Source organism: Enterobacter sp. SM3 (assembly GCF_009811935.2).
Lineage (GTDB): Bacteria > Pseudomonadota > Gammaproteobacteria > Enterobacterales > Enterobacteriaceae > Enterobacter > Enterobacter asburiae_D.
In genome coordinates this window covers 1,254,870-1,274,447 of record NZ_CP099971.1, presented here as the reverse complement: position 1 = coordinate 1,274,447, position 19,578 = coordinate 1,254,870, and the positions used below count along the sequence as shown (strand labels likewise).

The 19,578-nt window shown below is 59.2% G+C and carries 21 protein-coding genes; 12 read left to right on the top strand and 9 right to left on the bottom strand.

What is annotated here, in order from left to right; translation table 11 throughout:
- Positions 1-53 precede the first annotated feature (53 nt).
- A complete protein-coding gene (locus GVO84_RS05860) occupies positions 54-1,277 on the top strand; it encodes a phosphoadenosine phosphosulfate reductase (protein ID WP_159513644.1) in 1,224 nt (407 codons plus the stop codon).
- Positions 1,262-1,888, top strand: a complete 627-nt coding sequence (locus GVO84_RS05855) for an IbrB-like domain-containing protein (protein ID WP_159513643.1) — start codon at positions 1,262-1,264, stop codon at positions 1,886-1,888. Before GVO84_RS05860 ends, GVO84_RS05855 begins: the two co-directional genes overlap by 16 nt.
- On the opposite strand, the gene GVO84_RS05850 is transcribed toward GVO84_RS05855, so the two are convergent.
- Positions 1,889-3,049 carry a pyridoxal phosphate-dependent aminotransferase gene (locus GVO84_RS05850; protein WP_159513642.1) on the bottom strand — a complete coding sequence of 387 codons (1,161 nt, stop codon included), beginning with the start codon at positions 3,047-3,049 and terminating at the stop codon, positions 1,889-1,891.
- 122 nt (positions 3,050-3,171) lie between these two features.
- Between GVO84_RS05850 and GVO84_RS05845 the strand changes: the two genes are divergently transcribed.
- From GVO84_RS05845 to GVO84_RS05835, 3 genes are read left to right on the top strand one after another with little or no spacing between them, the layout of a single operon-like run.
- The gene (locus GVO84_RS05845; protein WP_024906998.1) at positions 3,172-3,786 is read left to right on the top strand and encodes a methylthioribulose 1-phosphate dehydratase; all 615 of its coding nucleotides are present in this window, start codon (positions 3,172-3,174) and stop codon (positions 3,784-3,786) included.
- On the top strand, positions 3,783-4,472 hold the full coding sequence (gene mtnC, locus GVO84_RS05840) for an acireductone synthase (protein WP_159513641.1): 690 nt from the start codon (positions 3,783-3,785) through the stop codon (positions 4,470-4,472). The genes GVO84_RS05845 and mtnC overlap by 4 nt, the downstream gene beginning before the upstream one ends.
- A complete protein-coding gene (locus GVO84_RS05835) occupies positions 4,469-5,011 on the top strand; it encodes a 1,2-dihydroxy-3-keto-5-methylthiopentene dioxygenase (RefSeq protein ID WP_121425474.1) in 543 nt (180 codons plus the stop codon). Before mtnC ends, GVO84_RS05835 begins: the two co-directional genes overlap by 4 nt.
- A gap of 53 nt (positions 5,012-5,064) precedes the next feature.
- Here GVO84_RS05835 and GVO84_RS05830 read toward each other — a convergent pair whose 3' ends face one another.
- The gene (locus tag GVO84_RS05830) at positions 5,065-5,535 is read right to left on the bottom strand and encodes an SRPBCC family protein (protein WP_121425475.1); all 471 of its coding nucleotides are present in this window, start codon (positions 5,533-5,535) and stop codon (positions 5,065-5,067) included.
- Between the two features lie 43 nt (positions 5,536-5,578).
- On the bottom strand, positions 5,579-6,595 hold the full coding sequence (gene mtnA / locus GVO84_RS05825; RefSeq protein WP_159513640.1) for an S-methyl-5-thioribose-1-phosphate isomerase: 1,017 nt from the start codon (positions 6,593-6,595) through the stop codon (positions 5,579-5,581).
- A gap of 103 nt (positions 6,596-6,698) precedes the next feature.
- Here mtnA and mtnK point away from each other — a divergent pair, with 103 nt between their 5' ends.
- Positions 6,699-7,898, top strand: a complete 1,200-nt coding sequence (mtnK, locus tag GVO84_RS05820) for an S-methyl-5-thioribose kinase (RefSeq protein WP_159513639.1) — start codon at positions 6,699-6,701, stop codon at positions 7,896-7,898.
- A 74-nt stretch (positions 7,899-7,972) separates the two neighbouring features.
- Here mtnK and GVO84_RS05815 read toward each other — a convergent pair whose 3' ends face one another.
- From GVO84_RS05815 to GVO84_RS05800, 4 genes are all read right to left on the bottom strand, one after another.
- The gene (locus tag GVO84_RS05815) at positions 7,973-9,214 is read right to left on the bottom strand and encodes an LVIVD repeat-containing protein (RefSeq protein ID WP_201283057.1); all 1,242 of its coding nucleotides are present in this window, start codon (positions 9,212-9,214) and stop codon (positions 7,973-7,975) included.
- Positions 9,215-9,297: 83 nt separating this feature from the next.
- Entirely contained in the window at positions 9,298-10,362 is a 1,065-nt protein-coding gene (locus GVO84_RS05810; RefSeq protein ID WP_159513638.1) for a sugar ABC transporter substrate-binding protein, read from the bottom strand.
- 19 nt (positions 10,363-10,381) lie between these two features.
- Complete coding sequence (locus GVO84_RS05805; RefSeq protein ID WP_023334863.1) at positions 10,382-11,377, bottom strand: ABC transporter permease; 996 nt, start codon at positions 11,375-11,377, stop codon at positions 10,382-10,384.
- Entirely contained in the window at positions 11,374-12,876 is a 1,503-nt protein-coding gene (locus GVO84_RS05800) for a sugar ABC transporter ATP-binding protein (RefSeq protein WP_159513637.1), read from the bottom strand. The genes GVO84_RS05805 and GVO84_RS05800 overlap by 4 nt, the downstream gene beginning before the upstream one ends.
- Before the next feature lie 160 nt (positions 12,877-13,036).
- Here GVO84_RS05800 and GVO84_RS05795 point away from each other — a divergent pair, with 160 nt between their 5' ends.
- The 4 genes from GVO84_RS05795 (at position 13,037) to GVO84_RS05780 (ending at position 15,791) form a co-directional block, all read left to right on the top strand.
- Complete coding sequence (locus GVO84_RS05795) at positions 13,037-14,125, top strand: oxidoreductase (RefSeq protein ID WP_121425481.1); 1,089 nt, start codon at positions 13,037-13,039, stop codon at positions 14,123-14,125.
- Between the two features lie 57 nt (positions 14,126-14,182).
- On the top strand, positions 14,183-14,926 hold the full coding sequence (locus tag GVO84_RS05790; RefSeq protein WP_063143210.1) for an SDR family NAD(P)-dependent oxidoreductase: 744 nt from the start codon (positions 14,183-14,185) through the stop codon (positions 14,924-14,926).
- A gap of 183 nt (positions 14,927-15,109) precedes the next feature.
- Positions 15,110-15,415, top strand: a complete 306-nt coding sequence (locus tag GVO84_RS05785) for a type II toxin-antitoxin system RelE family toxin (protein ID WP_159513636.1) — start codon at positions 15,110-15,112, stop codon at positions 15,413-15,415.
- Positions 15,387-15,791, top strand: a complete 405-nt coding sequence (locus GVO84_RS05780) for a helix-turn-helix domain-containing protein (RefSeq protein ID WP_029740113.1) — start codon at positions 15,387-15,389, stop codon at positions 15,789-15,791. Before GVO84_RS05785 ends, GVO84_RS05780 begins: the two co-directional genes overlap by 29 nt.
- On the opposite strand, the gene GVO84_RS05775 is transcribed toward GVO84_RS05780, so the two are convergent.
- Positions 15,788-15,985, bottom strand: coding sequence for a YbdD/YjiX family protein (locus GVO84_RS05775; protein WP_006809671.1), 198 nt, complete (start codon positions 15,983-15,985; stop codon positions 15,788-15,790). The genes GVO84_RS05780 and GVO84_RS05775 overlap by 4 nt on opposite strands.
- A 59-nt stretch (positions 15,986-16,044) precedes the next feature.
- Positions 16,045-18,150: a pyruvate/proton symporter CstA gene (gene cstA / locus GVO84_RS05770; protein ID WP_024906987.1), complete on the bottom strand. Its 2,106-nt coding sequence runs from the start codon at positions 18,148-18,150 to the stop codon at positions 16,045-16,047.
- A 268-nt stretch (positions 18,151-18,418) separates the two neighbouring features.
- On the opposite strand from cstA, the gene GVO84_RS05765 reads away from it, so the two are divergent.
- Together GVO84_RS05765 and GVO84_RS05760 are read left to right on the top strand one after the other, a co-directional pair.
- Positions 18,419-19,114, top strand: a complete 696-nt coding sequence (locus GVO84_RS05765) for a nucleoside recognition domain-containing protein (protein WP_010428444.1) — start codon at positions 18,419-18,421, stop codon at positions 19,112-19,114.
- Entirely contained in the window at positions 19,111-19,575 is a 465-nt protein-coding gene (locus GVO84_RS05760) for a YjiG family protein (protein WP_010428441.1), read from the top strand. The genes GVO84_RS05765 and GVO84_RS05760 overlap by 4 nt, the downstream gene beginning before the upstream one ends.
- Positions 19,576-19,578: the final 3 nt, after the last annotated feature.

Below are 19,578 nucleotides of genomic sequence, written 5' to 3'. Positions count from 1 at the left end.
ACTTTAGTATTGACGCTAACGTCTGGTATTTATTCCTCAGGATGAGAATAAACATGTCAATTTATAAATACCCTCTTAACCAGGATGTTCTTTCTGCGGCCCGGGAACGAATAAAATGGACCCTCGAGAATTTACCCAGAACCTGTGTCTCTTTTTCAGGAGGTAAAGACTCCACCGTCATGCTGCATCTGGTTGCCCGACAGGCGCGACAGATGAAAATAAAAATAGATGTCCTCTTTATCGACTGGGAAGCGCAGTTTTCCCATACCATTACCCACGTTGAGCATATGCGCGAGCTGTACAGCGATGTTATCGGCCATTTCTGGTGGGTAGCACTTCCCCTGACAACGCAAAATTCCCTGTCGCAATTCCAGCCGGAATGGCAATGCTGGGAACCCGGTACCCGATGGGTCCGCCAGCCTCCTGACGATGCGATAACCGATCCCGCTTTTTTTCCCTTCTACCAGCCCGGCATGACGTTTGAAACTTTTGTCCGCAGTTTCTCCGACTGGTTTTCTCACAATCGCCCGGCGGCGGTGATGATTGGCATCCGCGCCGATGAGTCTTACAACCGTTTTCTGGCTATTGCGTCGGCGCGTAAGCAGCGCTTTGCCGATGATAAACCCTGGACGACTGTCGCCCCGGGCGGGCATGCCTGGTATGTTTATCCCCTCTACGACTGGAAAACAGCCGATATCTGGACCTGGTTCGCCAAATCGGGATGTTGCTATAACCCGCTCTATGACCTGATGTTCCAGGCCGGCGTGCCGCCCCGCTATATGCGTATTTGTGAGCCCTTCGGCCCGGAACAACGCCAGGGGCTATGGCTGTACCACGTTGTTGAGCCCGATCGCTGGGCGGCCATGTGCGAGCGCGTGAGCGGCGTGCGCAGCGGGGGAATTTACGCCGGGCACGATAACCATTTTTACGGCCACCGGAAAATCCTGAAACCCGAGCACCTATGCTGGCGCGAATATGCCATGCTGCTCCTCGACAGCATGCCGCAAAATACCGCTGAGCATTACCGCAATAAAATCGCCATTTATCTGCACTGGTATCAGAAGAGAGGCATAGAGGATATTCCCGATACGCAGGACGGTGATATCGGTGCCAAAGACATTCCCTCCTGGCGCCGTATTTGTAAGGTTATCCTTAATAACGACTACTGGTGCAGAGCGCTATCGTTCAGCCCAAATAAACCCAAACATTATCAGCGCTACAGCGACAGAGTGAAGGCAAAACGCAAGGAGTGGGGAATATTATGCGACAAAGACTAATCACCGAGATGGAAACGTACCTTCAGTCACTTCCCGAAGAGGATCGCATTAACGCCATAAATGCTTTTCGCGAAGCAATCCATAAAAACAGCCCTTTTCGCGAGCAACCGATAGACTGCGTCCTCTGGATCAGACAGGACGCTATTACCGCTAACGACTACAACCCCAATAACGTTGCCCCTCCAGAAAAGCGGCTGCTCAGTAAGTCGCTGGAACTCGATGGATTCACCCAACCTATCGTTGTGACAGAAAGTGAACCGCAGCACTACGAAATTGTGGATGGTTTTCATCGTCATGAAATCGGCAAAAACCGGGCAGCGCTGAAGCATCAGCTTAAGGGCTATCTCCCCATCACCTGCCTGCGCCAGGACCGGCAGGATAAACATAACCGTATGGCCGCAACCATTCGTCACAACCGCGCGCGGGGTCGGCACCAGATTAACGCCATGTCGGAGATCGTTCGCGAGCTGGTGCAGCTTGGCTGGAATGACGAGAGGATAAGCAAGGAGCTGGGAATGGACGGGGATGAAGTCTTACGCCTCAAGCAAATTAACGGTCTGCTGGAGCTGTTTGCAGACCGCCGCTACTCAGAAGCCTGGACGGTGAAATAATCAGAGCGTGTTGAGACGCTCTGCCGCCGCCAGCAGCGTCGATTCCTGCTTCGCAAAGCAAAGACGGATCAGCCTGTGCGGGAAGGGATCGGCGCAGAACACCGACAGCGGAATGGCGGCCACACCCACCTCTTTTGTTAACCACTGGCAGAAGCTGACGTCGTCCAGATCGGAAATCGCGCTGTAGTCGGCCAGCAGGAAGTAGGTCCCTTCACAGGGTAAAATCTCCAGGCGGCTTTTGCTCAGCGCGTTCACAAACAGATCCCGGCGTTTTCGATAGAAGTCCGGCAGCTCGCGGTAGTGCTCCGGCTCGGCGCGCAGCATATCCGCCAGCGCCAGCTGGGCGGGTGTGTTCACCGCAAAAGTCAGATACTGGTGCACCTTGCGAAGCTCGGCGCTGATGGCGGCCGGTGCGACGCAGTAGCCCACTTTCCAGCCGGTCATATGGTAGGTCTTACCGAATGACGAGACGGCGACGGCGCGCTCGCGCAGCTGCGGATGGGCCAACACGCTGGCGTGCCCTTCCTCTGCAAAGCAGATGTGCTCGTAAACCTCATCGCTCAGCACGTAAATTTCACGTTCCGCAATCACCTGCCACAGCGCGGCGAAATCGGCTTTCTGCCACACCGTCGCCGACGGATTGTGCGGCGTATTCAGGATCACCAGGCGGGTTTTGTCGCTCAGAAGGGCCGCAAACGTCCGCCAGTCAGGGCGGAAATGCGGTGGCTGCAGCGCCACGCGTTTCACCACGCCGCCGGAGAGTTCAACCGCAGGCGCATAGCTGTCGTAGCTCGGGTCAAAGCAGATAACTTCATCGCCCGCACGCACCAGCGCGGTGATGGCCGCATACAGCGCTTCGGTCGCCCCTGCCGTCACCGTGATGTCGCTGTTGGCATCGGGCTTATAGCCGTACAGCTCCGCCGTTTTATCCGCAATGGCTTCCCGCAGCGCCTGCACGCCGGTCATCGGCGCATACTGATTCGCCCCCTGCGCCACGTGGTACGCCAGACGCTCCTGCAGATAGGTCGGGCCGTCGAAATCCGGGAACCCTTGGGAAAGGTTAATGGCGTTGTGCTGCTGTGCCAGGGCGCTCATCTGCGTAAAGATGGTGGTCCCGAGATTGGGAAGTTTACTCTGTGGAATCAATGCGTTACTGCTCATTGTGTCGTGCCTGCTTGTAATACTTATGTTGCTGCCACTATAACACGATGTTAGTCTTTGGCAATCAAGACGCTTAGACGTCTAAATCATATGAATATTCCTGGCCGCGAGGGTAAAAGGAAATGACAGACAACCTGCAACTCACACATCTTGTCGACGCCTGCCGCTGGATTGGCGCCAAAGGCTGGGCACCCGCCACCGGCGGCAACATGTCGGTGCGTCAGGACGAACGCCTGTGCTGGCTCAGCGAATCCGGCAAAGACAAGGGCAGCCTGACGACGGAGGATTTTCTGCAGGTGGAGATTGCCACCAACCGCGCGCCGTCTGGTCGTAAGCCATCAGCCGAAACGGGGCTACACACCCTTATTTATCGCCTGTTCCCGGAGGCCAACGCCGTCCTGCACGTGCATACCGTCAACGCCACGGTGCTGTCGCGTCTGGTCAAAGAAGCCGAGCTCAACATCAGCGGCTTTGAAATGCAAAAATCCCTCACCGGGCAGACCACGCATCTGGATACGGTGGCTATCCCGGTTTTTGATAACGATCAGGACATTGACGCCCTCGCCTCCCGAATCGCCCATTACGCGCAGGAACGCCCGCTTAATTATGGTTTTCTTCTTCGCGGTCATGGCTTAACCTGCTGGGGACGCGATGTGGCCGAGGCCCGCCGTCATCTGGAAGGATTAGAATTCTTATTTGAATGCGAAATGCGTTTACGACAACTGGAGAGAGTATGATTCGCGCGATTGTGACGGATATTGAAGGCACCACCAGCGATATCCGTTTTGTCCATGATGTTTTGTTCCCCTACGCGCGTGAGCGGCTGGCGGCCTTCGTGACCGCGCAGCAGTACGCCGAGCCGGTCAAATCCATTCTGGACAACCTGCGTGATGAAATCGGCCACCCGCACGCCAGCGTCAGCGAGCTTATCGACGGCCTGTTTGCCTTTATGGATGAAGACCGCAAATCCACGGCGCTCAAAGCCCTGCAGGGAATCATCTGGCATGATGGCTACGTGAACGGCGACTTTACCGGCCACCTCTACCCGGACGTACTGCCTGCGCTGGAAAAGTGGAAAGCACAAGGGATTGATCTCTATGTTTATTCCTCAGGCTCCGTCGCCGCGCAGAAACTGTTATTTGGCTACAGCGATGAAGGTGATATTACTCATCTGTTCAGCGGCTATTTTGATACCCACATCGGCGCCAAGCGCGAGGTGCAGTCTTATCAAAACATTGCGGCGCAAACGGGCATCGCCCCGTCGCAAATCCTGTTCCTGTCCGATATTCATCAGGAGCTGGACGCGGCTGAACAGGCAGGTTTTCGCACCCTGCAGCTGATTCGCGGCGATGATGACGGCGCAAGCCACCACCATCAGGTCCACCAGTTTGACGAGATTAATCCGGAGCAGATCCCTTCATGAGCGCATTGACCATTTATTCCGATAAAGACGCCAGTCAACACCAGTGGCACAGCACCGACGCCGCCGAGATCGCCCAGCAGCTCAACGCTAAAGGCGTGCGGTTTGAACGCTGGGCTGCGGATCGCGATTTAGGAGACGATCCCGCGCCCGAAGCCGTGATCGAAGCGTATCAGCATGCCATCGACAAGCTGGTGGCGGAGAAAGGCTATCAGAGCTGGGACGTGATCAGCCTGCGCGCCGACAATCCGCAGAAAGAGGCGCTGCGTGCGAAGTTCCTGAACGAACACACCCACGGCGAAGACGAAGTACGCTTCTTCGTAGAAGGCGCGGGGCTGTTTTGCCTGCACATTGGCGATGAGGTGTATCAGGTGCTGTGCGAGAAAAACGACCTGATTTCCGTTCCCGCGGGCACGCCGCACTGGTTTGATATGGGCTCAGAGCCGAACTTTACGGCGATCCGTATTTTCGATAACCCGGAAGGCTGGGTGGCCCAGTTTACGGGCGATGCAATCGCGGATGCGTATCCAAGGCTGGCATGATCTTTTCTCCCTCTCCCTGTGGGAGAGGGCCGGGGTGAGGGCATCAGCGCGCACTACGCGTTAAGCCCTTTTGCATACCCCACCAGCTGATCCAGCACAATCCCCCATCCTTCGTGGAAGCCCATCTGTTCATGCTGCTCGCGGATTTCCTTCGTCGGATGACGCGCAATCGCCGTGTAGCGGGTTTTGCCCTCGCCCACATCTTCCAGCAGCAGGATCGCCGTCATAAACGGTTTCTCCGCAGGTTTCCAGTCCTCCCCGTAACCGTCGGTAAAGACCAGCTTTTTACCGGGATCGATTTCAAGAAATACGCCCCGGTTATCCATTCGCTGCCCGTCCACCTCGAACACGGTGTTGAACCGCCCGCCCACGCGCAGGTCGAGGTCGCATTCGGTCACCTTATGGGGAGCAGGAATGAAGAAGTTTTTGATGTGCTCCGGCGTGGTCCAGCAGAGCCACAGCAGGTCGCGCGGTGCATCCACCACGCGCTCCAGTTTTAAGTCTGTTTCAGGATCGAGCGTCACGATGTTGTCCTCTCAGGGGAACCCCTTACAAGGATAGCCGGACTCAGGCGAATTTCCCGTTTGCCACCGCTTCCGGCGTGACCACGCCCGTATCCAGCACCCAGCCGCTAATCAGCGAGGCAGGCGTAACGTCGAACGCCGGGTTATAGACCTGCGCATCTTCCGGCGCCCACTGCACCGCGCCAAAGCTTCCCGCCACGCCCGTCACCTCGCTGGCGGCGCGCTGTTCAATCGGGATCGCGTCACCGTTCGGGCAGTCAGGATCGAGGGTCGTTTGCGGGGCAGCAACATAGAACGGAATGCCGTGGAATTTCGCCAGCACCGCCAGAGAATAGGTGCCGATCTTATTCGCCACGTCGCCGTTGGCGGCAATACGGTCTGCGCCCACCCACACGGCGTCCACCAGCCCTTTCGCCATCAGGCTGGCGGCCATGGAGTCGGTAATCAGCTGATACGGCACACCCAGCTCGCCAAGCTCCCACGCGGTCAGTCTACCGCCCTGCAGCAGCGGACGGGTTTCATCCACCCAGACGCTGCTGACGTTACCGTCCTGATGCGCGCGGGCAATCACGCCCAATGCGGTGCCGACGCCCGCCGTTGCCAGCCCGCCGGTGTTGCAGTGGGTAAGCAGACGGCTGCCGGGCTTAACCAGCGCGCTGCCGGCTTTCGCAATCGCGTCGCAAAGCCGTTTGTCTTCGTCAATCAGGCGCAGCGCTTCGGCTACCAGCGCCGGAACATAATCTTCCTGCCACAGCGCAATCTTCATGCGGTCGAGATTGTTCATCAGGTTCACCGCCGTCGGGCGGGACGCGCGCAGGGTTTCCAGCGCCGCCGCCAGCTCGTCGCGGCTTTTACCGTTTTCCGCCAGCAGCGCTAGCAGCAGGCTTGCAGAGAGACCAATCAGCGGCGCGCCGCGCACCCGCAGGGCATGAATGTGCCCAACCAGCGCCTCGACCGTCGAGGCATCCAGCCAGCGTTTCTCCTGCGGAAGCGCCTGCTGGTCGAGAATAAAGAGCTGATTATCCGCCACCCGCAGGCTGGTCGTCTGTAATGTCTGCATGTCGTTAATTCCCTGTTGCGTTGTTGTAGCACATTGTGTCAGGATGAAATCCAGATGTATAGACGTCTACATGTCTTTATTAGCAAACCGTGAGGAACAGGCCATGTCGCAATACCGTACCTTTACCGCTCAGGACGCCGTGGAGTATGCCAGGCAGTTTGGCGGCCTTGATGACCCATCATCGCTGGTGGAGGCGCAGGAGGTAGGCGACGGCAACCTCAATCTGGTATTTAAAATTTTCGACAGCGCTGGCGTGAGCCGCATCATCGTCAAGCAGGCGCTGCCCTACGTGCGCTGCGTCGGCGAGTCCTGGCCGCTGACGCTGGACCGCGCCCGTCTTGAGGCGCAAACGCTGGTCGAGCACTACCGGCACAGCCCGCAGCACACCGTGAAAATCCACCACTTCGACCCGGAACTGGCGGTAATGGTGATGGAAGATCTCTCCAGCCATCGCATCTGGCGCGGCGAGCTGATCAACAACATTTACTACCCGCAGGCGGCGCAGCAGCTGGGCGAATACCTCGCGCACGCGCTGTTCCACACCAGCGATTTCTACCTGCACCCGCACGAGAAAAAAGCGCAGGTGGCGAAATTCATCAACCCGGAGATGTGCGAGATCACTGAAGATCTGTTCTTCAACGATCCGTATCAGATCCACGAGCGCAACAGCTACCCGGCCGAGCTGGAAAATGACGTAGCGGCCCTGCGCGACGACGCCCAGCTAAAAATTGCCGTAGCCTCTCTGAAGCACCGTTTCTTTTCTCAGGCTGAAGCCCTCCTGCACGGCGATATCCACAGCGGGTCGATTTTTGTAGCCGACGGCAGCCTGAAGGCCATCGACGCCGAGTTCGGCTATTTCGGGCCGATTGGCTTTGACGTCGGCACCGCCATCGGTAACCTGCTGCTGAACTTCTGCGGCCTGCCGGGGCACCTTGGCATTCGCGATGCCGCCGCCGCACGCGAGCAGCGCCTGACCGATATTCAAGAGCTGTGGAACACCTTCGCAGAACGCTTCCAGGCGCTGGCTAACGAGAAAACGCGCGACGCCGCGCTCGGCGCACCGGGCTATGCCTCGGCGTTCCTGAAAAAGGTCTGGCATGACGCCATCGGGTTCTGCGGCACCGAGCTCATTCGCCGCAGCGTCGGGCTTTCCCACGTCGCGGATATTGACACCATCAAGGATGAAGCCATGCGCCACGAATGTCTGCGCCACGCGATAACGCTCGGTAAAGCGCTGATTGTCATTGCCGACCGCATCGACAGCGCGGAAGAGCTGGTGGCACGAGTGCGGCAGTACAGCTGAGTGCTTTTGCCGGGTGGCGGCTTCGCCTTACCCGGCCTACGATCCTGAGTCGGGGTGAGGGCATCAAACCGCACTTACCCCAAATACTCAATCACCGACATCCCGCCGTTATAATCCGTGCTGTAAATAATCCCCTGCGCATCGACAAACACGTCGCACGACTGGATCACCTGCGGACGATTTGGCCGCGTGTCCATCATTCTCTCCGGCGCGGCGGGCACCAGCGCGCCGGTTTCCACCGGTCGATACGGATTGGAAATGTCGTACGCGCGCACGCCCGCGTTCTGATACGTCGCAAAAATCAGCGTCGAGCTGACGAAGCTCCCCGGCCGGTTCTCGTGCAGGTTGTGCGGGCCGAAGTGCGCCCCTTTCGCCACGTAGTCGGTTTCATCCGGCTGCGGGAAGGTCGAGATGCTGACCGGGTTCGACGGCTCGCGGATATCAAACAGCCAGATCAGCTTTTCGCCGTCCTGCTGGTTATCCAGCACCGCTTCGTCCAGCACCACCAGCAAATCGCGATCCGGCAGCGGCAGCGCAGTGTGCGTCCCGCCGCCAAACGGCGGGCTCCAGTTGCGGTGACTAATCAGCTTCGGCCGGGTGCGGTCCTTCACGTCCAGCAGCGTCAGGCCGCCGTCGCGCCAGCTGCCGTAGGCGGTGTCGCCCGCGATAATCGCGTGGTGCAGCGCGTAGCGTTTGCCTTCCGGCCAGTTCGGCTTCTCCCCTTCGGCCTGGTTCATCCCCGGCAGCCACCAGCGCCCCGCCACTTCAGGCTTACGCGGGTCCGCCAGGTCGATGGTCAGGAAGATATAGTCGGTAAAGCCGTCGATCAGCGCAGACACGTAGGCCCAGCGGCCGCCGACGTACCAGATGCGGTGAATGCCGATGCCGCTCAGCGACAGAAATCCGATTTCGCGCGGCCTGTCCGGCGTGGAGATATCAAACACGCGCAGCCCGGCGCTCCATCCTTTGTCCTGCACGTCGCTGACGGTCTCCCCCACCTGCCGGGTGTAGTAGACCTTCTCGTCGGCAAAGCGGGCATCGGCAAACAGATCCCGGGCGTTAATCACCAGCAGCAGGTCGTCATGCGCCTGCAGGTGCACGTTCCAGGTGCCGGGCGGTGCGGGCACGAAGCCTGCCGCTTTCGGGTTCTTCGGGTCGCGCACGTCGACAATCGAAAAGCCCTGCGAAACCATATGGCCGATCCAGGCGAAACCGCGATGCACCATCAGCTGCACGCCGTCCGGACGACCGCCCTGGTCGCTATGGCCAATCAGCCGCATATTGCGGCTGTATTCGGGTTGAGGTAATGCAGACATAATGGAGTCCTTTCGCCGGGTGGCGGCTGCGCCTTACCCGGCCTACAACACCGTAGGCCCGGTAAGCGAAGCGCCACCGGGCATTATTTTGACCTGGCTTCAAGCGTCGCAAACCACGGCGCGATGAAATCTTCCGTCTGGCCCCAGCCAGGAATGATTTTCCCCAGAGACGCCACGTTCACCGGGCCCGGCTGGGCGGTCAGCAGCGCCTGCGGAATGGCGGCCGCTTTGAAATCGTAGGTTGCAGGCGTCGCTTCCCCGGCAATCTTGTTCGCCACCAGGCGCACGTTAGTCGCGCCAATCAGCTTCGGATCCACCGCCACGCTCACCTTCCACGAACTGCCCGGTTCGCGCATCAACTGCAGATCCTGGTTGGAGATGTCGATGCTGTAGAGCTTGATCTCGGTGCGGCCGTTCTCCTTCAGCGCCTTATACGCGCCCTGGCTGAAGGCGTCCCAGGTGCCCCAGATGGCGTCGATTTTGCCTTTCGGGTATTTCGCGAGGATCGCGCCCACCTTGTTGGCGGTATCCCCCTGCACGTCAGAGGACACTGCGCCGATGGACTCCAGCTCTTTGATGTCCGGATACTGCTTTTGCAGCTCTTTATAGGCCGCCTGACGGCGCTCCATCGGCGGGAAGCCCGCGACCCACAGCTTGACGATATTGGCCTTGCCGTTGAAATCTTTCGCCAGTTGCCCGAAGGAGAGGTTCGTCAGGGAGGCATCGTCCTGCTGGGTGACGGTCACGCCCGGGATCTCGCCGTTAACGGCGGTATCAAAAACGGCGACTTTGATACCGGCATCCACCGCTTTCTTCACCAGCGCGGTGGAGTACGGATCGCGCCCCTGAGAGAGAATAATCCCGTCATATTTCTGGCTGATCGCCTGGTTCACGAAGTCCTGGAATTTGGCGTCATCCCCGTTGCTTAAAAAGGTGCTGACCTTAAAGCCGAGCTTTTTCCCTTCCTGAATCGCCCCGGCAATAAACTGCGTGGTGTTGTCGTCTGAGCCAAGGTTACGGATCACCGCGATGCGGATCGGGCCGTCATGGTTGGCAATGGCAGCCGGAAGCGGCGCGGGCGTAGCCGCGAAGCCTGGCAGAGCCGTAAGCAACCCAAGTGCCACCAAAGAGAGTGCAATCTTTTTCATTTTTTATCCCGTTGTGTTGTCAGCGTTTTTGTATGTAGGTAATCGCCAGTGCCACCGCGAGCACCAGCCCTTTTATAATGTCCATGGCGTAATACGGCACGGAGAGCATCACCAGCCCGTTCGACAGCACGCCGAGAATGACCGCTCCGACCAGGGTTCCCAGCGCATTCGGTTTGCCTGAGCCTGCCAGCGAGAAGCCAATCCAGGCCGCAGCTACCGCGTCCATCAGGTATCCGCCGCCCGCATTCACCTGCGACGAACCAATGCGCGACGCCAGCAAAATCCCGCCCAGGCCCGCCAGCAGCGAGGCGATCACGTAGGCCGCCACCTTGTAGCGCGTGGTGCGAATGCCGGAGAGACGCGCCGCTTCGGGGTTGCCGCCAATGGCGTACATCCGGCGTCCGTGAGTGGTCAACGAGAGGCCAAGCTGCGCCAGCACGGTCACCACCAGCATGACGATCACGATGGTCGGCACCTGCCCCAGCAGGCTGAACGCCGCCGGAATAGTGCCTTCCGCCATGTCGCCGCTCGGCAGCACCATGTTCTCGGTAATCGACCCGCCGTAGCTGTAGGTCATCGCCACGCCCTGAATAACAAACAGGCTGGCAAGCGTCGCGAGCATGTCCGGAATACGCAGGATGACGATCAGAAAGGCGTTAAACAGCCCCACCAGCGTGCAGAGCGCGAGGGTGATCAGAATCGACTCGGTAGTGCCAAAGCCGTGCCAGACGAAAAGGGAAATCACCAGCGCGTTAGCCAGCGAGGCGGTGGATCCGACAGAGAGATCGAAACCGCCGATGGTCAATGAAATCGACACGCCAATGGCAATCACCGTCACGATGGCAATCGAGCGCAGAATGTTGATGATGTTGTTCGGATCGAGGAAGCTGTCCGACGCCAGGCCAAAGACGGCCACCAGCGCGACGACGGTTAACAGCATGCCCCACCTGTAGAGAAAATCGAAAATCTGCTGACGGCCAGACGCCGCCGCGTTCACTGAAAGGGCCTTGCTCACGACGCCGTTCCTCCGGTTGAATAATAAAGTAGTGTCTCTTCGCGGGCCTCGGCCCCGGCGATTTCCGCCACGATGCGCCCGTCCCACAGCACGCAGATGCGGTCGCACAGCCCGACCAGCTCGGCAAACTCGCCCGAGGCGTAAATCACCCCTTTGCCCTCGCGCGCCAGGCCGTCAATCAGTTGGAACAGGTCGGTTTTGGCCTTCACGTCCACGCCTTTCGTCGGCTCGTCGAATATGAGCACGCTGGCGTCATTGCGCAGCCATTTACCGATGGCGACCTTCTGCTGGTTGCCGCCTGATAAGCGGCGCAGCACCTGCCCCGGCCCGCGGGCGCGCACGCCGACGCGGGCAATCACCTCTTCCGCCCAGCGCCACGCCTGACGATGACCAAACAGGCTCCAGCGCGAGAAGCTGTTATCGGCGCACACGGCGAGGTTCATGCTCACCGGCTCGTCGATAAAAATGCCCTCTTTCCGCCGCTCTTCCGGCACCAGCGCCAGACCGCGCAGCACGGAGTCGGCCGGGTCGCGCGGCTGCCAGGATTGATGATTCAGCTCGCCGTTTGCCACGCGGCTTTTGGTGGCACCAAACAGCGCCTTGCAGAGTTCGGTTTTCCCCGCGCCCGCCAGCCCGGCAATCCCGAGGATTTCGCCTTTGCGCAGGTGCAGGGAGATATCTTTCAGCAGCGCATCGTCATGCAGACCTTCCACCCGCAGCAGCGTTTCGTCACCGTGCGGCGGTCGCGCGGGCGGATAGATATCGCTCAGCACGTGGCCGAGCATCTTCTCGACGATCGCTTCGCCGCTAAGATCGGCCATCGGGCCGGACTCGATCAGCTTGCCGTCGCGCAGCACCGTTAAGGTGTCGCAGATGGCCTTCAGCTCGTGAATACGGTGGGAGATAAACACCACGCCGATACCCTGCTGCTTTAAACGTCTCACCACCGCAAACAGGCGCTCGCTCTCGTGCGCATCCAGCGGCGCGGTGGGTTCATCAAGAATCAAAAAACGGCAGTGGTGGGATAACGCGCGTGCCAGCAAAATCTGCTGCTTTTCGGCCAGCGAACAGCTGTCGATGGAACGGCGTACGTCCAGAGGGACATCCAGCTGCGCCAGCGCCTGTCTCGCCTGCTGGCGGATCGCGCGCCAGCTGAAGCGATGCCCCGGCTGCGCCAGCTGGTCGAGCATGATGTTTTCGGCAATGCTCAACCCCGGGATCAGCGCCACGTCCACCTCCTGCTGTACGAGGTGGATCCCCAGCCGTTTGGCGTCAAGCGGTTCGCGGATCGTTACCGGCTGGTTGTTAATGCTGATCTCACCCTCATAGTGGTCGTGCGTGCCGCACAGCACCGCCATCAGGGTCGATTTCCCCGCGCCGTTGGCACCGGTCAGCGCATGTACGGATCCGCCGGTTAAGGTGAAATTCACGCGCGACAGCGCCTGAAAGCCGGAAAAGGCCAGGCTGATACCGCGCATCTCAAGGCGACTGGAAACCATCCGCGTAAATCCTTCATAACTCTTCTGATTTATCGAATTTTTCACAGCTCCGGTTGACTGACAACGACGGAAAAGGCATAAGATAAAGCGAAATATTATTAGCCATCCGGATGTCCAGACATAACATCGGGTTAGCGCTTGCTAAAAAAAGGACAACACCATGAGCAACACCGATATCCGCGTCGTGCCTGGCCCGGCGAACTACTTCTCACATTCCGGAAGCCTGACGCAGCTGGATAACTTCTTTACTCCGGAACAGCTTTCCCGCGCGGTGTGGATCTACGGCGAGCGCGCTATCGAAGGCGCGCGCCCTTTCCTGCCGGAGAGCTTTAACGCGCCGGGGGCGAAACGCCTGCTGTTTAAAGGCCACTGCAGCGAGCGCGACGTCACCCATCTGGTGAATGAATCCGGCAGCGACGCCAGCGTGGTGATTGGCGTCGGCGGCGGCGCGGTGATAGATACCGTCAAGGCCGTGGCGCGCCGCTTAGGGGTGCCGTTCGTGGGTATCCCCACCATTGCCGCCACCTGCGCGGCGTGGACCCCGCTCTCCGTCTGGTACAACGATGCCGGTCAGGCGCTGCATTTTGAGATCTTCGACGACGCTAACTTTCTGGTGCTGGTGGAGCCGCAGATCGTCCTTAACGCCCCGGCGGAATATCTGCTGGCGGGCATCGGCGATACGCTGGCGAAGTGGTACGAAGCGGTGGTGTTGGCACCTGAGCCGGAGAACCTGCCGCTGACCGTGCGGCTGGGCATCAACGGCGCGCTGGCGATCCGCGACGTGCTGCTGGCGCGCAGCGAAGAGGCGCTTGCCGACCAGCAGCGCGGTGACCAGACGCAGGCGTTCCGGGACGTGGTAGATGCGATTATCGCCGGTGGCGGGATGGTCGGCGGCCTGGGCGAACGCTATACGCGCGTTGCGGCGGCGCATGCGGTACACAACGGCTTAACCGTGCTGCCGCAGACGGAAAAATACCTGCACGGCACCAAGGTGGCCTACGGCATTCTGGTGCAGAGCGCCCTGCTCGGCCAGGACGACGTGCTGGCGCAGCTGGTGGCGGCGTATCAGCGCTTTAACCTGCCGACCACGCTTCGCGAGCTGGACGTCGACATCAATAACCGGGAAGCGCTGGATAAGGTCATTGCCCACACCCTGCGCCCGGTGGAGTCGATTCACTATCTGCCGGTTGCGTTAACGCCTGACGTTCTGCGCGCCGCGTTTGAGAAAGTGGAATCCTTCAGCCGTTAATCTCGCCGACAGGCTATACCTAATGATGATTCTTACCACTCTCGTAACGAGGTCATCATGCAGATCGATTTAACAGGTAAAAAGGCGCTGGTTACCGGCGCCAGCCGCGGGTTGGGTCGGGCAATTGCACTCTCGCTGGCGCGCGCCGGTGCGGATGTGATTATTACGTATGAAAAATCGGCCGATAAAGCCCAGGCGGTCGCCGATGAGATTAAGGCGCTGGGACGACACGGCGAAGCGGTGCAGGCGGACAGCGCCAGCGCGCAGGCGATTCAGGATGCCGTCACCCATGCGGCGCGCTCCCTTGGCGGGCTGGATATTCTGGTCAATAACGCCGGGATCGCGCGCGGCGGCCCGCTGGAATCCATGACGCTGGCGGATATTGACGCCCTTATCAACGTCAACATCCGCGGCGTGGTGATCGCCATTCAGGAAGCGCTGGTGCACATGTCCGACGGCGGGCGCATTATCAACATCGGCAGCTGTCTGGCGAACCGCGTGGCGCAGCCGGGGATCGCCGTTTACTCGATGACCAAATCGGCCCTTAACTCTCTCACCCGCGGACTAGCCCGTGATTTAGGGCCGCGCGGCATTACCGTTAACCTGGTCCACCCCGGCCCCACCAACAGCGATATGAACCCTGAAGACGGGGAACAGGCTGACTCTCAGCGTCAGCTTATTGCCCTGGGCCATTACGGCCAGCCGGAAGACGTCGCGGCGGCAGTCACGTTTCTTGCCAGCCCGCTTGCCGGGCAAATCTCCGGAACCGGTCTGGACGTGGACGGCGGTTTGAACGCCTGATCGCATATTCCCTGCAAGCCTCTGTCGCCCGGCAGAGGCGTTTCCGAGCACCCTCGAGGGTTCGCGTTTTGCCGCTTTCTCCCGTTTTTTCTCCGCTCTACAGTATCCCATTAGAAATTCGGAATTTATCTAATAGCCTTATTATTTCCTTATATTTTGTGTGGGCGTACAGTGGAGGTACGGATGAAGATTGTCTGGTCCAATGGTGCAAAGAAGGCGTTTTCAAAGATTGACGAGCGGTATCAGCGTCGCATTGAGGTAAAGCTTGCTGAGCTGGATGACCGCTCGGCTCCCCGGCCCGATATCAAAAAAATATCGGCGACAGAAGATCATTTCCGGCTACGCGTTGGCGATTACCGCATCATCTATACGCTTCGGGACGATCCCGATGACCATTGTTATGTTTTGGCCGTCAAGCGCAGAACTTCAACGACTTACCTGCATGAGGAGAGTGCCAACTATGGCTGTACAGCTAATCAAGGACGATAACGGGAAAACGCAGTACGTCGTTATTCCCTATCACGAATATTTTCGTATGCTCTTACAGATGGCAGAAATTGACGACGAAACCGACGACGATCTGGAGGATATTGAGGTCGAACACGATAGTCTTGATGACGTGGAATTGCCTGGGGAAGTCTGCAGCATCATGACCTGGCAGAACGTCAGCCTGCAGGCCGCGTGGCGTATCCTGCGCGGCATGTCCCAGCAGGAGGTGGCGGAAAAACTCGGCATCACCCAGTCCGCCGTGTCACAGCTGGAAGCGCTGGACTCCCGTCCGCAAAAGCGCACCCGCGAAAAGCTGGCGGCAATTTATGGCTGCAAGCAGGAGCAGATCAGCCTCTATTTACCGAAAGAGGGCTAACAGCACTTCGCCCCGCCCTTGCCGCCGTAGCGGGCGTCCTGACGGTCGCGGAAAAATTCTTCGTAGGTCATGGGCGTCTGGTCCGGATGGTTGACGCGCATATGCTCGACGTAGTTGTCGTAGTCCGGCACGCCAATCATCATTTTGGCAGCCTGGCCCAGGTACTTACCTGCTTTGGAAAGGGTGTCGAACATAATTCTGGTCTCACAGGAAATGTAGGCCGGGTAAGCGCTAGCGCCACCCGGCACACAGGTTAATGCGCCCCTTTGGCCTGGGTGACAATCTCTTCCAGGTTTTCAGGCATCGGCTCGTACGGCGTCTCTTTCGCCGTTGGCTTATCGTTTTTCAACGCCGCCAGCGCGGTCTTGAGAGAATACAACGCCAGCACCACGACCACCACCATAAAGAAGATAGTCAGCCCGGCATCCAGACGGTTGTTAAACACCAGCTGCGACAGCTGGGACTCGGTGTACTGCGCCGGGATCTTGCCGCTGTCGATCATCGCCTGGAACTTGTTGGCGATCGCCAGGAAGCCCACCTTGTTGTCCGGGCTGAAGGCTTTCTGCCAGCCCGCCGTCAGGGTACAGATCAGCAGCCATGCGGTTGGCACTAATGCTACCCAGGCGTAACGCTGGCGCTTCATCTTGAACAGCACCACCGCGCAGAGCATCAGCGCCATGCCCGCCAGCATCTGGTTGGCGATACCGAACAGCGGCCACAGGGTGTTAATCCCGCCCAGCGGATCGACCACGCCCTGGTGCAGGAAGTATCCCCACGCCAGCACGCACAGCGCCGTTGCCAGCAGGTTCGCCGGAAGCGAATCGGTACGCTTCAGGTTCGGCGAGATCACGCCCAGCAAATCCTGGAGCATAAAGCGCGCCGCACGAGTTCCCGCATCCACCGCCGTCAGGATAAACAGCGCCTCGAACAGGATGGCGAAGTGATACCAGAAGGAGACGTCCATCAGCCCGCCCAGCGCGCCGTGCAGGATGTAGGCCATCCCCACCGCCAGCGTCGGCGCCCCGCCTGCACGGGAGATAATCGACTGCTCGCCCACTTCACTGGCGATGCTCGTCAACGTATCAGGGGTAATCGCAAAGCCCCAGCCGCTCACCACCTGCGCGGCGGATGCCACCACGTCGACGGTTCCGGCAGGTGCCAGCACCGCCATCGGGCTGTTCATCGCGAAGTACACGCCCGGATCGATGATACAGGCCGAGACCAGCGCCATGATGGCCACGAAAGACTCCATCAGCATGCCGCCGTAGCCGATCAGGCAGGCCTGATTTTCATTCGCCAGCATCTTCGGCGTGGTGCCGGAGGCAATCAGCGCGTGGAAGCCGGACACCGCACCGCAGGCGATGGTGATAAACAGGAACGGGAACAGGTTACCGGTCCAGACCGGGCCGGTGCCGTCAATAAATTTGGTCAGCGCGGGCATGGTCAGGGTCGGGCGCATAATCAGAATGCCGATCGCCAGCCCGATGATGGTGCCGATTTTCAGGAAGGTGGAGAGGTAGTCACGCGGAGCCAGCAGCAGCCACACCGGCAGCACCGCCGCCACAAAGCCGTAGCCCACCAGCATCCAGGTCAGCTGCACGCCGGTAAAGTCGAAGAACGGTGCCCAGGTTGGGCTTTCCGCCACCCAGCCGCCGGAGATAATGGCGAACACCAGAAATACCAGACCAATCACCGACACTTCACCAATGCGCCCCGGGCGCAGATAGCGAATGTAGATCCCCATAAACAGCGCCAGCGGAATGGTGAAGGCAACGGTATAGGTTCCCCACGGGCTGTGGGTCAACGCTTTCACCACGATCATCGCCAGCACCGCGAGGATGATCACCATAATCATAAAGGTCGCCACCAGTGCAATCACCCCGGCGGTTGCCCCCATCTCCTCTTTCACCAGCTCACCCAGCGAACGCCCGTCGCGGCGGGTGGAGACGAACAGCACCATAAAGTCCTGCACCGCGCCCGCCAACACCACGCCCGCGAGGATCCAGATCATCCCAGGCAGGTACCCCATCTGCGCCGCCAGCACCGGCCCCACCAGCGGGCCCGCCCCGGCAATCGCCGCAAAGTGGTGGCCAAACAGCACCTTTTTGTCGGTCGGCACGTAGTCCAGCCCGTCGTTATGGCGGACGGCAGGCGTCATGCGCGTCGCGTCAACGCCTAATACGTTCTTCGCGATATAGCGGCCATAAAAACGGTACGCGATCAGATAAATGCAGACGGAGGCGACGACGATCCAGAGCGCATTGATCTGTTCCCCCCGGTTGAGGGCGATATAGCCCAGGGCAAAGGCTCCCACAACGGAGAGCCCTGCCCATGTAAGGTATTTCCCTGAGTTGTTCATAGTGGTTATCCGTTGTTGTGAAACAGTGAGATGTTACATTTTGTTTCTAGAACAACCGGAAAAATTTAACAACTTTGAAACGCAATAATGCGTGGTCAAACCAGACATTTACACCACATTGTTAAGCCGATCACTTTCGCGACGTCCTCGGTCACACTTTTGCCTTTTTCAGCCAGACGCGGCCTTACGGAATGATTTGTATCATTTTTTTTGCTCATAACCTCGCCAGAATGATCCTGCGCAATCGCGCGCTTACAAGGAAAAGGATATGAACAGTTCTGTACCTCAGGATCATAAGGTCGGGCCGGGCGCGTACTTCGCCCTGGCGTTTGCAGCCGTTTTCTTCTCTGGCCTGTTAGGCGGAAAAGAGTGGTACGGCGTCTTTGATTTCACCACCCTCAACGGTGCGTTTGGCAAAGTGGTCAGTAAAGCCAGCCTGGATGACGGCACCCTGACGACAGCCAGCAGCGCCTTTCGCGGCACCGGCGGCAGCGGCGCGATGGACGGATTTCTCTTCGCGCTCGGTTTAATTCCCGCGGTGATGTTCGCGCTGGGGATGATCAACGTGCTGGAGCACTACGGCGCGCTGCGTGCCGCCCGCAAACTCTTAACCCCGCTGCTGCGCCCGCTGCTGGGCATTCCCGGCACCACCGGGCTGGCGCTGATCGGCAGCCTGCAAAGCACCGACGTGGGCGCGTCGCTGACCCGTAACCTGTCTGACGAAGGGCAAATCAGCGAAAAAGAGAAAGACGTTTTCGCCATGTTCCAGTTCTCCGCCGGGGCGATGATCACCAACTTTTTCTCTTCCGGGGCGATCCTCTTCACGCTGGTCGCCGTTGACGGCACGGCGGCGGTTCCCACGTCCATCGGGGCCTGTATCGCCGTCATGTTCATCATGAAGATCGTGGGCGCAAATCTGCTGCGATTGATCCTGTCCTTCACCCGTAAAGGAGACGCCGCATGAGTGCCCCACAGTCTAACCCCGTGATTACCGATGTCTTCGTCGAAGGCGCGCGCAAGGGCTGGAGCATTGCCACCAGCAGCACCCTGCCCAACGTGGTGATGGCGTTTATCATCATTAAAGCGCTGGAAATCACCGGTGCCCTGAAAGGGCTGGGCATGATCTTCGCCCCATTGATGGGCCTGTTCGGCCTGCCGGGTGAGGCCGCCGCCGTGCTGATCGGCGGCTGGATGTCGATGGGCGGCGGGATCGGCGTCGCCATCGGCCTGTTTGATAAAGGCATTATCACCGGCGAACACCTGGCGATCCTGGCACCCGCCATCTACCTGATGGGCTCGCAGGTGCAGTATCTGGGCCGCATTCTGGGCGTGATCGGCACCCGCGCCAAACGTATCCCGCTGATGATCGCCATCTCGGTCGTCAACGCGTTTTTAGCCATGCTGCTGATGCGCATTATCCTCTGAACA

What these genes read in the sequence shown, in the direction of transcription:
- GVO84_RS05835 (WP_121425474.1), top strand. Translation starts at nt 4,469, where the DNA reads ATGAGCGCATTGACCATTTATTCCGATAAAGACGCCAGTCAACACCAG.
- mtnC (WP_159513641.1), top strand. Translation starts at nt 3,783, where the DNA reads ATGATTCGCGCGATTGTGACGGATATTGAAGGCACCACCAGCGATATC.
- GVO84_RS05795 (WP_121425481.1), top strand. Translation starts at nt 13,037, where the DNA reads ATGAGCAACACCGATATCCGCGTCGTGCCTGGCCCGGCGAACTACTTC.
- mtnA (WP_159513640.1), bottom strand. Translation starts at nt 6,595, where the DNA reads ATGCAGACATTACAGACGACCAGCCTGCGGGTGGCGGATAATCAGCTC.
- cstA (WP_024906987.1), bottom strand. Translation starts at nt 18,150, where the DNA reads ATGAACAACTCAGGGAAATACCTTACATGGGCAGGGCTCTCCGTTGTG.
- GVO84_RS05815 (WP_201283057.1), bottom strand. Translation starts at nt 9,214, where the DNA reads ATGTCTGCATTACCTCAACCCGAATACAGCCGCAATATGCGGCTGATT.
- GVO84_RS05780 (WP_029740113.1), top strand. Translation starts at nt 15,387, where the DNA reads ATGGCTGTACAGCTAATCAAGGACGATAACGGGAAAACGCAGTACGTC.
- GVO84_RS05775 (WP_006809671.1), bottom strand. Translation starts at nt 15,985, where the DNA reads ATGTTCGACACCCTTTCCAAAGCAGGTAAGTACCTGGGCCAGGCTGCC.
- GVO84_RS05855 (WP_159513643.1), top strand. Translation starts at nt 1,262, where the DNA reads ATGCGACAAAGACTAATCACCGAGATGGAAACGTACCTTCAGTCACTT.
- GVO84_RS05785 (WP_159513636.1), top strand. Translation starts at nt 15,110, where the DNA reads ATGAAGATTGTCTGGTCCAATGGTGCAAAGAAGGCGTTTTCAAAGATT.
- GVO84_RS05760 (WP_010428441.1), top strand. Translation starts at nt 19,111, where the DNA reads ATGAGTGCCCCACAGTCTAACCCCGTGATTACCGATGTCTTCGTCGAA.
- GVO84_RS05765 (WP_010428444.1), top strand. Translation starts at nt 18,419, where the DNA reads ATGAACAGTTCTGTACCTCAGGATCATAAGGTCGGGCCGGGCGCGTAC.
- GVO84_RS05850 (WP_159513642.1), bottom strand. Translation starts at nt 3,049, where the DNA reads ATGAGCAGTAACGCATTGATTCCACAGAGTAAACTTCCCAATCTCGGG.
- mtnK (WP_159513639.1), top strand. Translation starts at nt 6,699, where the DNA reads ATGTCGCAATACCGTACCTTTACCGCTCAGGACGCCGTGGAGTATGCC.
- GVO84_RS05845 (WP_024906998.1), top strand. Translation starts at nt 3,172, where the DNA reads ATGACAGACAACCTGCAACTCACACATCTTGTCGACGCCTGCCGCTGG.
- GVO84_RS05860 (WP_159513644.1), top strand. Translation starts at nt 54, where the DNA reads ATGTCAATTTATAAATACCCTCTTAACCAGGATGTTCTTTCTGCGGCC.
- GVO84_RS05800 (WP_159513637.1), bottom strand. Translation starts at nt 12,876, where the DNA reads ATGGTTTCCAGTCGCCTTGAGATGCGCGGTATCAGCCTGGCCTTTTCC.
- GVO84_RS05810 (WP_159513638.1), bottom strand. Translation starts at nt 10,362, where the DNA reads ATGAAAAAGATTGCACTCTCTTTGGTGGCACTTGGGTTGCTTACGGCT.
- GVO84_RS05790 (WP_063143210.1), top strand. Translation starts at nt 14,183, where the DNA reads ATGCAGATCGATTTAACAGGTAAAAAGGCGCTGGTTACCGGCGCCAGC.